The organism is Streptomyces sp. NRRL B-1140 (genome assembly GCF_001280065.1).
Lineage (GTDB): Bacteria > Actinomycetota > Actinomycetes > Streptomycetales > Streptomycetaceae > Streptomyces.
Genome location: NZ_LGEA01000103.1, coordinates 47,908 through 60,429 on the forward strand (window position 1 = coordinate 47,908; position 12,522 = coordinate 60,429).

Sequence of the window (12,522 nt, forward strand, 5' to 3'; positions counted from 1 at the left end):
CGGCCGGTCCGGCAGCGGAAAGGAACGGAGGCCGAAGGTACTTCTCCCGGAACTTTCAGCCGGGCTTTTCCATGAGCTCATGGGACACGCGGGAATTACGGCCGAATGCCTGCGGAAGGCCTACGGAACCGCTCGTCCGTGTGACGGACAGCTCCCGAAACGCCTGTCGTGATCTTGTGACAGAAGCGTGACGGGAGGCGGACAGTGACCGGCCGCGGCCCGCCGGGACGGCAGCCGGACCGGACTTCCGCGGCCGCCGGTCAGGACATAGCGTGGCGGCATGGCACCGACTCCGACACCTTCCGCGGAACCCGACGACAGCCCGGACACCTATGTCGGCCTGGAGGCCGGCCGAGCCGAAAGCCTCGCGCGTGAGCGCGGCTGGCCCACGGTGCGCGCGCTGCCGCCCGGGGCGATCATCACGATGGAGTACCGCGTGGGCCGGCTGAACTTCGAGGTCAAGGGCGGCCGGGTGGCGCGGGCCTGGAAGGGCTGAGATCCGGCGAGGCCCCGGTTCCGCTCCGGAACCGGGGCCTTCGCCATGCCGGGGGCGGCGCGTACCGGCCGGTGGTCAGCCGCCCGTGACCGGCCGGGCCGACGAGGCGGAACCGCGCGCGTGGCGATCGGCGTGCGGCGGACGGCGGCTGCCTGCCGGGGTGACCGGCGAGCGCTCCGAGCGGACCGCGTGCGGGCCCGGCGCCAGATGGACCGCGGGCCGCGACGAGCGGGCCGCGACGTCGTCACGGTCGGGCAGGGGCGTGACGACGACGGGCGGCGCGCCGGTCGGAACCGCCGAGGTGCGGCGCCCGCGGGCCCGCAGACGGTCGCGCAGGCCGAAGATCGCGTTCTCGGCACGGGTGATCAGCGGCTCGAACCACGGCAGGCCGAGGAGGATCAGCAGACCCGCCGTCCAGCCGAGGAGCACATCGCTCAGCCAGTGCGTACCGAGGTAGACGGTGGCCATCCCGACGCCGAGCGAGGTCACCGCGGACACGGCGGACAGCCAGCGTTGCGCTCTGGCGCCGGAGGCCAGGTAGGCCAGGATTCCCCAGGTCACCACGGCGTTGGCGGTGTGACCGCTCGGAAATATATCGCCGCCGAGCCACATCTCGTTCGAGCCGATGACGGTCGCGTAGTGCGGTCCCAGACGGCCCATGCCGTACTTGGCGGCGCCGACCGTGATGTTCAGCAGCAGCAGCGAGACGCCGAGCGCGAGCAGGGGCCGCAGGGTGTGCTGCCGCCAGGAGCGCCAGCCCAGCCAGGCCGCCACCATCACGGCGGTCGGGCCGCGCTGTCCGAGAACCACGTAGTAGTCGACGAACCAGTGGATCTCCGACCACTGCTGGTACGGGCGGAAGAACATGACCTGCCAGTCGAGCCGGACCAGCCAGGACGTGATCACCACGGCCCACACGATCGCGCCGTAGAAGGCGAGGGTCGCCGCGAAGAGCACGATGCGGTGCCTGCTCATCTTCGGCAGGTCGATGTGGGCCGGTCGTTCCGGCTCACGGTCCAGCCGGGCGAAGACCCGGTCCAGACGGGTGAGCTTCGGTTCGGTACGCACCCAATCGACGTTACAGCGAGTGAGCTGAGATCCCGGGCGAATCAACGGCTTTGTGATGACGATGTGATGTGGGATTCCTCTCAGGAGCGGGTTTATTTCCAGCGAATCTGCAATCGCCGGGCGTGCCGGCCTTCAATTCCTTTGATCATTTCGGATGCGGGTTTTATCGCGCTTTTGAATTCGTTCACCGGCGCATGGTGTCGAATTCCCCTGGTGCTCACAGCGGGTCAGGGCGGACCGGAGCCGTTCAGCCAGAACGCCCCGTACACGGCACCGGCCACCGCCACGCACCCCAGCACTGTCGCTGACCAGCGGATACGCGCCCTGGCCAGGGCCAGGGCGAGGGGCAGCAGCAGCGGGAAGGCGGGCAGCAGCAACCGCGGTTTCGAGCCGAAGTAGCTCGACGCGCACAGGGCGAGCGCGGTCACGGCGCCGGTGTAGACCAGCAACGGCAGCGGCTGGCGCTGACGTACTCCGGTCGCATACAGCCAGACGACTGACGCGACCCCGAGGATCAGCCCCACGCCGGCCAGGGCCGCCGGGAACGACGTGAACTTCTCGGCGACGAACCGGGCGAAGGCGTACCCGCCGTCGAAGCCGTTGCGCCATCCGGCCTGGACGTCCAGATACCCCAGCGGGCCCCTGCCTGTGCGGTGCCCGACCCAGAGCACGTAGCCGGCGGTGCCGAGCGGGGCCAGGAGCATGGCGAGGACGCGCCCGGTCCGGGTGCTGCGGCCGGCCGGAGAGCCGGTGGCATCAGGACCGGCCGTGCGGCCTTCCCGTACGAAGGCGGCCGCCGCCGTCACCCACACCGCCGCCACCACGGCCAGGCCCACCGGGCGGGTCAGTCCCGCGAGCAGGGCCAGCGTGCCCGCCGTCACCCACCGGCCGGTCAGCACCGCGTACAGCGCCCAGGCCGCGAGCGCCGTGAAGAGGGACTCGCTGTAGGCCATCCACTGCACGATCCCGACCGGCAGGACGGCCCACAGCAACACCGCGCACACGCCCACCCTACGGCCGTACACATGGTCCGCCACCGCGAAGATGCCCCATGCCGCCGCGAGCGAGGCCAGCAGGCTGACGAGGAACCCCCCGTCCGCGTACGACAGCGGCGAGAGGGCCGCCACCAGCCGCTCCAGCCAGGGCAGCAGCGGGAAGAACGCCAGGTTCGAGTGCACGTCCCCGTTCGCCAGCCGCACCTCGTAGCCGTAACCGAGCTCGGCGACCCTGACGTACCAGAGCGCGTCCCAGCGGGCGGTCAGCAGCGTGTACGCGCTCTTGTCCCGCGCCCCGCTCCACAGGAAGAGGGCGACCAGGCCCAGGGCGCGGACGGCCGCGTACCCGGCGAGCGCCGGGGCCGCCCGGCGCAGGGCCCCGGCGCGGGACGGGGCCGCGCGCGTGTCGAGATCGGTCACCCGCCCGATTATCGACCCGGGCCGGAACCACCCGGTCGGCCGACGCGTCGACGACACGGGAGGAAGTGGCGTACGCCACATCCCTCCGCCGGAGGTGTGAGAGGTCCGCCACTGGTCTGCGCCGGGGACTCGCGTACGCTGACGTGTCACTCGCTTTTCGTTTGCGCCGGCCGGAGACCGCCGCTCCTCTCCGGCCGGGTCACGGGGGCGTCCCCCACTCCGTGAGCCCGCCGATCGCGAGGGAACATCTGGGAGGTACGTACATGTCCGGGACGACCACGGCCGCCGCTGCGCTGCGCCGTAGGGCGGCCGGGGCCGGTGCCAACCGCTGGGTGGTCCTCGTCGTCCTCTGCGTCAGCCTGCTGCTGGTCGCCGTCGACGCCACCGTGCTGCACGTGGCGGTCCCCGCCGTCACCGAGGACCTGAAGCCCGGCGGGATGGAGCTGCTCTGGATCGTCGACGTCTACCCGCTGGTCTGCGCCTCGCTGCTGATCCTGTTCGGCACGCTGGGCGACCGCATCGGCCGCCGGAGAGTCCTGCTCCTCGGATACGCGCTGTTCGGCGTCGCCTCCGGCCTCGCGGCCCTGGCCGACAACGCCCAGGTACTGATCGTGGCGCGGGCGCTGCTCGGCGTGGGCGGCGCGATGATCATGCCCGCCACCCTGTCGATCCTTCGGCAGGTCTTCCCGGACCGGCGGGAACGGGCGCTCGCGATCGGCATATGGAGCGCCGTGGCCGCGGTGGGCGCGGCGGTCGGTCCGCTGCTCGGCGGCTTCCTGCTGGAGCACTTCTGGTGGGGCTCGGTGTTCCTCGTCAACATCCCGCTGATGCTGGTCAGCCTCCCGGTGGGGCGGCTGTTGCTGCCCGAGTCGAAGGGGGACGGCAAGGGCCCCTGGGACGTGGTGGGCGCGCTGATGGCGGCGGCCGGACTGTTCGGTGTCGTGCTGGGCGTGAAGCGGCTCGGCAGCGGGGGGGCGCCGGGCAGCCTGCTCACCGTGCTGCCGCTGGTGGCGGGCGCGGCCCTGCTGGCCGGCTTCGTACGGCGGCAGCGGCGGCGGGAGTATCCGCTGGTGGACCTCAGGATGTTCGCGCGGCCGGCGTTCAGCACGTCCGTGGGGTGCATCGTGCTGGCGATGCTCGCGCTGGTGGGTCTGGAACTGATCGCCGCCCAGTATCTGCAGCTGGTGCTCGGGCTGTCGCCGCTGGAGACCGGGCTGCGGCTGCTGCCGCTGACGTTCGCGGCGATGGCTGCCGGGCTGGCCGGCGCGCGGATGCTGCGGCGGTTCGGACCGCGGCGGATGGTGTGCGCCGGGTTCTGCCTCACGGCGTTCGCCGTGGTGCTGCTGACGGCGCTGGGGCGGACGGACGACTGGGCGCTGATGCTGAGCGGGTTCGTACTGCTCGGCTTCGGGCTGGAGACGACGCTGTTCGGGGCGTACGAGTCGATGCTGAGCGAGGCGCCGCAGGAGCAGGCCGGTGGGGCGGCGGCCATCGGGGAGACGTCGTACCAGCTCGGGGCCGGGATCGGGATCGCACTGCTCGGCACGGTGATGAACGCGGCGTACACGCCCGGGCTGTCGGGCGTCCCCGGGGTTCCGGCGTCGGCGTCCGCGTCCGCGGGGCATTCGCTGGGGGAGGCGTACGAGGTCGCCGCGCAGCTGGGCGGGTCCGCCGGTACCGCTCTGCGGCATGCGGCCCGGGACGCGTTCGTGCACGGGCTGCATGTGACGTTGCTGGTGAGCGCGGCGTTGCTGCTGCTCGGGGCGGCGATGGCGTTGCGGCTGCCGCGGGTGATGCAGTGTGAGCCGGAGCAGGTGGAGCTTCCTGCCCCTAGGGATGCTGCGGACTCACGCGTCTCGGTGTGACGCCCCTTCGCCCAGGGCGCGTCCGCCCAGGGGCGACCCCCGAGGGCGCTTGGCCCCCACTGGGCGACCTCGACCCGTGAAGTTGGCGGCTACGGGTGGTGCATGGGCTGACCGGCGTCGTAGCGTCGTGGTTAGCAGTGCTAGTTAAAGAGCTTCGGAGGGTGTCGATCATGTCCGGTTCGTCCAAGCTGCCTTCTTTCGATCCCGGCGATCCCCTCGGCCTGGACGACCTGCTCGAGCCCGAGGACCTGGGGATCAGGGACACCGTGCGGGCCTGGGCCGCGGACCGGGTGCTGCCGTTCGTCGCCGAGTGGTACGAGAAGGGGGAGCTGCCGGCGATCCGGGAGCTGGCCAGGGAACTCGGCGGCATCGGGGCCCTGGGGATGTCCCTCGACGGATACGGGTGTGCCGGTGCGTCCGCCGTGCAGTACGGGCTCGCCTGCCTGGAACTGGAGGCCGCCGACTCCGGCATCCGTTCCCTCGTCTCCGTGCAGGGCTCCCTCGCGATGTATGCCATCCACCGCTTCGGCAGCGAGGAACAGAAGCAGCGGTGGCTGCCGCGCATGGCCGCCGGAGAGGTCATCGGCTGCTTCGGGCTCACCGAGCCCGACCACGGCTCCGACCCCGCCGCCATGCGGACGTACGCCAAACGCGACGGCACCGACTGGATCCTCAACGGCCGCAAGATGTGGATCACCAACGGGTCGGTCGCCGGTGTCGCCGTCGTGTGGGCGCAGACCGAGGAGGGGATCCGCGGGTTCGCCGTGCCCACCGACAGCGCCGGGTTCTCCGCTCCCGAGATCAAGCACAAGTGGTCCCTGAGGGCCTCCGTCACCAGCGAGCTCGTGCTCGACGACGTGCGGCTGCCCGCCGACGCCGTCCTCCCGGAGGTCACCGGCCTGCGCGGGCCCCTCAGCTGTCTGTCGCACGCCCGGTACGGAATCGTGTGGGGCGCCATGGGTGCGGCCCGTGCCAGTTTCGAGGCCGCGGTCGAGTACGCGAAGTCGCGGGAACAGTTCGGGCGGCCCATCGGCGGCTTCCAGCTCACCCAGGCCAAAATCGCCGACATGGCGGTCGAACTGCACAAGGGGATCCTGCTCGCCCATCATCTGGGGCGACGGATGGACGCCGGCCGCCTGCGTCCCGAGCAGGTCAGCTTCGGCAAGCTCAACAACGTCCGGGAGGCGATCGAGATCTGCCGCACGGCCCGGACGATTCTCGGCGCCAACGGGATCTCGCTCGAATATCCCGTGATGCGGCACGCGACCAACCTCGAGTCGGTGCTCACCTATGAGGGCACCGTCGAGATGCACCAGCTCGTGCTGGGCAAGGCGCTCACCGGACTCGACGCCTTCCGGTAGGCCGGTCCGGTAACCCCGCGGGGGCAGGGCCGGTGAGCGGCCCTGCCTCAGCTCTGGTTGAAGAAGCCGTCCGTACGGTGTCCGGCCGGGTCGCCGTTGACGATCTCCGTGTGGGCCGGGGTCAGCAGGAACACGCGGGTCGAGACTCTCTCGATCGAACCGCGCAGCCCGAAGATCAGCCCGGCCGCGAAGTCGACCACGCGCTTGGCGTCGGACGCTTCCATGGCCGTGAGGTTCATGATGACCGGCACGCCCTCGCGGAACAGTTCGCCGATGGCGCGTGCGTCCCGGAAGCTGTCCGGGGTCACCGTGCCGATGCGGCGGCCCTTCTCCTCGGCGACGTCCGAGGCCACCTTGACGCGTGGGTCGGTGACCCAGGCTTCCCCGGGCTCGTTTCCGTCGGAGTAGTCGTCGTCGTCGTAGTAACGCTCGTCTTCGTTGTCGTCGACGAGGCCAAGCCAGGCACTTGCCTTGCGTACCGATCCCATGGACGCCTCCTCTCACAGCGGTCTTTCTGCTTTCCGCATCCCTATGGTCGTCCATGATGCGGATGGCGCGCCAAGTGGATAGACGCCGCACGGGGGGTTTGTGACGGTACTGGTGCACAGCGATTCCGTCGAGAGTCCGTGTGTCCCAAGGGCCGTTTCCCAAACGGCTGCTGACTGTGAGTGAAATATGATTCTTCCCGGCGTACGGGTGATGGCCGGGGCGTACGGGTGAATGCGGGGGCCGGTACGATGCCGCAGCTCAGCGTCGTCAGGAAGTTCGGGGGAGCGTCGTGTTCGGAATCGTCAGGCCTTGCAGACACCGGCTCGGAGACGAGCTCGCCGGCCAGTGGATGGCGCATTTGTGCGGGCTTTGCCTCGCTCTGCGCGGTGATCACGGGCAGTTCGCCCGGATAGTCACGAATTACGACGGGCTGCTTCTCTCGGTTCTGACGGAGGCTCAGGCGGAGGGCGGGGGTGGTGCAGGTCGGCGTACGGCCGGGCCGTGCCCGCTGCGCGGCATGCGCACCGCCTCCGTCGCGGACGGCGAGGGAGCCCGGCTCGCGGCAGCGGTTTCCCTGGTGCTGGCCTCGGCCAAGGTCCGCGATCACGTCACCGACGGTGACGGGCTGCTGGCCCGCAGGCCGGTGGCCCGTGCCGCACGCAGGGTCGCCAAGAGCTTCGACACGGCCGGTGCCCGGAGCGGCACCGCTGTGGGATTCGACACCTCTCTGCTGGTCGACGCGGTGGACCGGCAGGCCGGAATCGAGGTACTGGCCGGGCCCGGGACGCCGATCCTCACGGTCACCGAGCCGACCGAGACCGCCACCGCCGCCGCCTTCGCGCACACCGCGGTCCTCGCCGGCCGGCCGGACAACGCCGGACCGCTGTCCGAGGCCGGGCGGCTCTTCGGACGCCTCGCCCACCTGCTGGACGCCGTGGAGGACCGCCACGCTGATGCCGCGTCAGGTGCCTGGAACCCGATCACCGCGACCGGCACCTCCCTCGCGGAGGCCAGGCGGCTCGCCGACGGCGCGGTGCACGGCGTGCGGCTCGCGCTGCGCGACGCCGAGTTCACCGATGCGCGGCTCGTGCATCTGCTACTGGTGCACGAACTGCGGCGCTCGGTGGACCGGGCGTTCGGCACGGTGCCGGTGTGTGCCTCCCATCAGGGCGGCGGGCCCTACGGACCGCAGGGACCCCACGGGCAGCAGCCGCCGGGGCCCTACGGCTCCCCGCAGCACCCGTACGCGGGCGGCGGAAACCCGTACGCCGGTGGCGGTAGTGGTGGTGGCGCGTACGGCGGGGACGGTTTCGGCGGCGGTTTCGGTGGGGGTGCTCCGGTGCCCCAGCCGCCCCGCCGGCGTGGATTCTGGGCCGGATGCGGGATGTTCTGGCTGCTGTGCTGCACCTGCAAGCTGTGCTGCGCCAAGGAGTACGAGGGGCCGTGGTCCCGTAAGAAGCGCGAGGGCGTCTGCCGGGACTGCGACTGCGACGGGTGCGACTGCTGCTGCCCCTGCGATGGCTGACCTGCGCTCCAGGGCTGTCCGGGGGGCGTGGGGCGTGCGGGCCTTCGACCTGGAATCCTCCGTGCGCCGGGCGTTCGGTGGTCTGTGCGTCACGCCGTTTGACCGCCCCGGGCGCCGTCGGGCGTACCACCGTCGGCTTCAACCGGACGCTGCTGCCGCCCTGTGTGTTCGCCGGACACTTCGTGTGCCCCTCCCCGCCGTCGGGGAACACGCTGGACGTCGGGGTCGCGGCGGGGGAGCGCACGTTGGTGTGAGGCGCGGCCGGGGGTGAAAGGCGGGCGCGGAGCGGCTTCGTAAAGATCCATCAAAGGCGCGAGTCCGAAAGGCACTCTTGCGCCGACCGGCCGTTCGGCCGAATACTCCCCCTCAGCGCTTGTCAGGGGCACGGCGTGTTCGGAATCCGGACGACCGGTCCCAGGCTGCGCCTCACGGGCCCGAAACCCCACGAGGGCCCCCTACTTCCTTTGTGGAGGAACGAAAAGTGAGGATCAAGCGCACCACCCCTCGCAGTGGCATTTCGAGACGGACCCGGCTGATCGCCGTTTCCACCGGCCTCGTCGCCGCCGCAGCGATCGCGATCCCCAGCGCGAACGCTTCCGACACCCCCACCACCTTCAGTGCCGCGGAGCTCAAGAGCGCCGGTGCCTCGCTGCTGAAGGCCGATGTCCCGGGCACCGCCTGGGCCGTCGACAGCAAGACCGGCCGCGTGCTCCTGACCGTGGACAGCACGGTCACGCAGGCGGAGATAGCGAAGATCAAGCAGCAGGCCGGCGGCAACGCCGACGCGCTCACGATCAAGCGCACCCCGGGCAAGTTCAGCAAGCTCATCCAGGGCGGCGACGCCATCTATGCGAGTAGCTGGCGCTGCTCCCTCGGCTTCAACGTCCGTGCCGGCAACGGCACCGAGTACTTCCTGACCGCCGGTCACTGCACCGACGGCGCGGGCACCTGGTACTCCAACTCCGCCCGCACCACGGTCATCGGCTCGACCGCCGGGTCCAGCTTCCCGGGCAACGACTACGGCCTCGTGCGCTACAGCGGGTCCGTCAGCCGTCCCGGCACCGCGAACGGCGTGGACATCACGCGCGCGGCCACCCCGAGCGTGGGCACCACCGTCATCCGCGACGGCTCCACGACCGGTACCCACAGCGGCCGTGTCACCGCCCTTAACGCCACCGTCAACTACGGCGGCGGGGACATCGTCTCCGGCCTGATCCAGACCACCGTCTGCGCCGAGCCCGGTGACTCCGGCGGTTCGCTCTACGGCAGCAACGGCACGGCGTACGGCCTGACCTCGGGCGGCAGCGGCAACTGCTCCTCCGGTGGTACGACGTTCTTCCAGCCCGTCACGGAGGCCCTGAGCGCCTACGGCGTCAGCGTCTACTAGGCCCTGGCGGCAGTTCGCGGCACTTGTCTTCGCAGCACCTCTCACGGCCCCCGCGCGCATCGCGTGCGGGGGCTTCGTGCTGTGTGCGGGCTCTCTTCCTCCTCCTCTCAACCGGCCTTCGGAGGGGCGGAATTCAGCCACCTGCAGACGTCGCAGAGTGGGCACACATTACTCACGCGTAATGTTTGCACTGTGAACGCGCGGGAGTTGGGTCCGATTTGATCGTGGACGGTCAAAATGGGGAGGCGTGCGAAGCGCTGTCTACGCGCGTCTCGAACTCACCCTTGTGTGCTCCCCGCCGTCCTCGGAATAGTGGGCGCTCGTCAACGAAGCCTTCCGGCTCGTGGAGGTCCCCACTACCTCGCGTGCCGACCCCCCACAGGAGGACGTAAGTTGAAGCACCGACGCATACCCAAGCGGCGTGCAGCCGTGGCAGGTGCGGGCATCGCCGCGCTGGTCGCCGCGGGAGTGACGTTCCAGACCGCGAACGCCAGCGAGACCCCTGAGGCGTCCGCGCCCCGGACCCTGTCGGTCACCGCGGCCGGAAAGCTCGCCTCGTCGCTGGCCGAGGACCTGGGCGGCGACGCGGCCGGGACGTACTACGACACCAAGAGCAAGAGCCTCGTGGTGAACGTGCTCGACGAGAGTGCCGCGCAGGCCGTGGAGAAGGCCGGCGCCAAGGCGAGAGTCGTGGCGAACTCCCTCGCCGAACTCAAGAGCGCCCGCAGCACGCTGAAGCAGGACGCGACGATCCCGGGTACCGCCTGGGTGACCGACCCGACGACGAACAAGGTCGTCGTGACCGCCGACCGCACGGTCTCCAAGGCCGAGTGGGCGACCCTGACGAAGGTCGTGGACGGGCTCGGGGCGAAGGCCGAACTCAAGCGGTCCAAGGGGGAGTACAAGCCCTTCGTCGCCGGTGGCGACGCCATCACCGGTGGCAGCGGGCGCTGCTCTCTGGGCTTCAACGTGGTCAAGGGCGGTGAGCCGTTCTTCCTGACCGCGGGTCACTGCACCGAGGGCATCTCCACGTGGTCGGACTCCGGCGGCAAGGAGATCGGCACCAACGCGGACTCCAGCTTCCCGGGCAACGACTACGGGCTGGTCAAGTACACCGCCGAGGTCGACCACCCGAGTGAGGTGAACCTGTACAACGGGTCCACCCAGAAGATCTCGGGCGCCGCGGACGCGACCGTCGGCATGGCGGTCACCCGGAGCGGGTCGACCACGCAGGTGCACGACGGCAAGGTCACGGGGCTCGACGCCACCGTGAACTACGGCAACGGCGACATCGTGAACGGGCTGATCCAGACCGACGTGTGCGCGGAGCCGGGTGACAGTGGCGGGTCGCTGTTCGCCGGGGACAAGGCGGTCGGGCTCACGTCCGGCGGCAGCGGTGACTGCACCTCGGGCGGGGAGACGTTCTTCCAGCCGGTGACCGAGGCGCTGTCGGCGACCGGGACGCAGATCGGCTGACATGTGAGTGTGTGGAGTCCCGCCCCTTGTGCGAGGGGCGGGGCTTTTGCGTGTCGTTTCGCCGGGTGAGGGTGCGCGTTTCGCGTGCCGCGGGGTGGTGGGTCGGGGCCGTGCCGGGGGGTGTCCGTCCTCGGAACGTCGCGATGGGCTTGCGTGCCGACTGACTGTGCGTTGACGCGACAACGCTGCGGGCGGACACCCCCCGACACGACCCCTGCTCGCCACGCGGGTGCGGGCCGGCCGTGGTGGCGCCCTCTTGTACCCGCCGGGGCGGGGTGTGGTTACGGGGCCGCCTTTGCGCGCTTGCGTACGATCGCCGCCGCCATGGTGATCGCGGCTCCTGCCACGGCCCATGCAGCCAGTACGAGGAGGGGGCCGGTCATCGCGTTGTTGTCGAAGTAGGCGATGGAGCGTGTCGACCAGGTGCCGGCGCCGGGGGGCAGGGCCGGGCCGATCGCCTTCCAGAAGGGCGGGAGGAGGGGTGGGGGCAGGGCGCCGCCCGCGCTGGGGTTGCCGAGGATGACCACCAGCAGGATGACCAGGCCGATGCCGATCGTCCCGAAGACGCCCTGGAGGGCGAGGGTGGCGGCGCCCACGGCGAAGATGATCAGGGTGCCCAGGCCCCAGAGGGCCGCGGTGCCGCCGGGCAGGGCGTCCAGGATCGGGCCGGTGATGAGGGCTCCGCCGAGACCGCCGATGATCGCGACCAGGGCCATGACCGCGAGGCGGATCGCGGCGCGGGTGGGGTTGGAGGGTTTCGCCCCGGCGCTGATGGCGAGGGCCGCGGCGCCCAGGTAGCCACCGACGCACCAGCCGATCACCAGGTAGAAGGACGAGAGCCCGTTGGGGTCGTGGGGCGCGGACGGGATCACGTCGATCGTCCGGATGGTGCGCCGCTCGGACTTCTCCACGGTGGCGACGAGGGCCGTCAGCGTGGTGGAGAGGACCCTGCCGCCCCCGGAGGCGACCAGCAGGGTGTCGGTGCCGCCCCGGGGGTCGATGATCAGGGCCGCGTCGATGTCGCGGTGGGCGAGCCGGGTCCGGGCCGCCGCCGCGTCCGGCAGTGCGCGGGGGTCCAGGGGCGTGCCGGGGAGCTGTTCGAGCCGCCTGACCGCCTGACCGGCCGCGGCCTGAGGGGCGACCACGCCGAAGGGCACGTCCTTGGGCTTCGGGTCGTGCAGTGCTCCCACGTACGAGGCGATGAACAGCAGCTGGAGCGCGATCACGCCGACGATGAGCAGGGTGGCCCGCGGTGTGACGGCGGCTCTCACCTCGGCGAGGAGCGAGCGGTGCGGCATGCCTCCACGGTCGGGGGATGTGGGGTGTTTCCGCAGGTGGGGCGGGGCCGAACGGATGTCGTACACACATTCGAGGATGGGGGTATGGTGGGGGTGAGGTAGTTGGGAACAGATGTTCGAGAGCTGGTGTGGCTCACGAGTG

The 12,522-nt window shown here is 70.8% G+C and carries 11 protein-coding genes; 7 read left to right on the top strand and 4 right to left on the bottom strand.

The window, feature by feature from the left end; translation table 11 throughout:
• Nucleotides 1-280: 280 nt before the first annotated feature.
• Entirely contained in the window at nucleotides 281-496 is a 216-nt protein-coding gene (locus ADK65_RS23345) for an I78 family peptidase inhibitor (RefSeq protein ID WP_053672320.1), read from the top strand.
• Between the two features lie 75 nt (nucleotides 497-571).
• Here the strand turns inward: ADK65_RS23345 and ADK65_RS23350 are convergent, their stop codons facing one another.
• On the bottom strand, nucleotides 572-1,564 hold the full coding sequence (locus ADK65_RS23350; RefSeq protein WP_053672321.1) for a phosphatase PAP2 family protein: 993 nt from the start codon (nucleotides 1,562-1,564) through the stop codon (nucleotides 572-574).
• Between the two features lie 227 nt (nucleotides 1,565-1,791).
• Nucleotides 1,792-2,979 carry a mannosyltransferase family protein gene (locus tag ADK65_RS23355; protein WP_053672322.1) on the bottom strand — a complete coding sequence of 396 codons (1,188 nt, stop codon included), beginning with the start codon at nucleotides 2,977-2,979 and terminating at the stop codon, nucleotides 1,792-1,794.
• A 263-nt stretch (nucleotides 2,980-3,242) separates the two neighbouring features.
• Here ADK65_RS23355 and ADK65_RS23360 point away from each other — a divergent pair, with 263 nt between their 5' ends.
• Complete coding sequence (locus ADK65_RS23360) at nucleotides 3,243-4,844, top strand: MFS transporter (protein ID WP_053672323.1); 1,602 nt, start codon at nucleotides 3,243-3,245, stop codon at nucleotides 4,842-4,844.
• Between the two features lie 170 nt (nucleotides 4,845-5,014).
• Entirely contained in the window at nucleotides 5,015-6,205 is a 1,191-nt protein-coding gene (locus ADK65_RS23365) for an acyl-CoA dehydrogenase family protein (RefSeq protein WP_053672324.1), read from the top strand.
• A gap of 47 nt (nucleotides 6,206-6,252) precedes the next feature.
• Here ADK65_RS23365 and ADK65_RS23370 read toward each other — a convergent pair whose 3' ends face one another.
• Nucleotides 6,253-6,693 (bottom strand): cell division protein SepF, encoded by a 441-nt coding sequence (locus tag ADK65_RS23370; protein ID WP_053672325.1) that lies wholly within the window; start codon nucleotides 6,691-6,693, stop codon nucleotides 6,253-6,255.
• A gap of 290 nt (nucleotides 6,694-6,983) precedes the next feature.
• Between ADK65_RS23370 and ADK65_RS23375 the strand changes: the two genes are divergently transcribed.
• From ADK65_RS23375 to ADK65_RS23385, 4 genes are all read left to right on the top strand, one after another.
• Nucleotides 6,984-8,219, top strand: a complete 1,236-nt coding sequence (locus ADK65_RS23375) for a DUF5685 family protein (protein WP_199825685.1) — start codon at nucleotides 6,984-6,986, stop codon at nucleotides 8,217-8,219.
• Between the two features lie 77 nt (nucleotides 8,220-8,296).
• Nucleotides 8,297-8,473: a DUF1684 domain-containing protein gene (locus ADK65_RS39335; RefSeq protein WP_420709066.1), complete on the top strand. Its 177-nt coding sequence runs from the start codon at nucleotides 8,297-8,299 to the stop codon at nucleotides 8,471-8,473.
• A gap of 227 nt (nucleotides 8,474-8,700) precedes the next feature.
• A complete protein-coding gene (locus ADK65_RS23380; protein WP_053672327.1) occupies nucleotides 8,701-9,606 on the top strand; it encodes a S1 family peptidase in 906 nt (301 codons plus the stop codon).
• Between the two features lie 393 nt (nucleotides 9,607-9,999).
• Nucleotides 10,000-11,082: a S1 family peptidase gene (locus ADK65_RS23385; protein WP_053672328.1), complete on the top strand. Its 1,083-nt coding sequence runs from the start codon at nucleotides 10,000-10,002 to the stop codon at nucleotides 11,080-11,082.
• Between the two features lie 281 nt (nucleotides 11,083-11,363).
• Here the strand turns inward: ADK65_RS23385 and ADK65_RS23390 are convergent, their stop codons facing one another.
• The gene (locus ADK65_RS23390) at nucleotides 11,364-12,380 is read right to left on the bottom strand and encodes a DUF3533 domain-containing protein (RefSeq protein ID WP_053672329.1); all 1,017 of its coding nucleotides are present in this window, start codon (nucleotides 12,378-12,380) and stop codon (nucleotides 11,364-11,366) included.
• Nucleotides 12,381-12,522: the final 142 nt, after the last annotated feature.

Excerpts from the sequence above, each read along its gene's own strand:
- ADK65_RS23360 (WP_053672323.1), top strand. The coding sequence starts at position 3,243 with ATGTCCGGGACGACCACGGCCGCCGCTGCGCTGCGCCGTAGGGCGGCC.
- ADK65_RS23365 (WP_053672324.1), top strand. The coding sequence starts at position 5,015 with ATGTCCGGTTCGTCCAAGCTGCCTTCTTTCGATCCCGGCGATCCCCTC.
- ADK65_RS23370 (WP_053672325.1), bottom strand. The coding sequence starts at position 6,693 with ATGGGATCGGTACGCAAGGCAAGTGCCTGGCTTGGCCTCGTCGACGAC.
- ADK65_RS23345 (WP_053672320.1), top strand. The coding sequence starts at position 281 with ATGGCACCGACTCCGACACCTTCCGCGGAACCCGACGACAGCCCGGAC.
- ADK65_RS23390 (WP_053672329.1), bottom strand. The coding sequence starts at position 12,380 with ATGCCGCACCGCTCGCTCCTCGCCGAGGTGAGAGCCGCCGTCACACCG.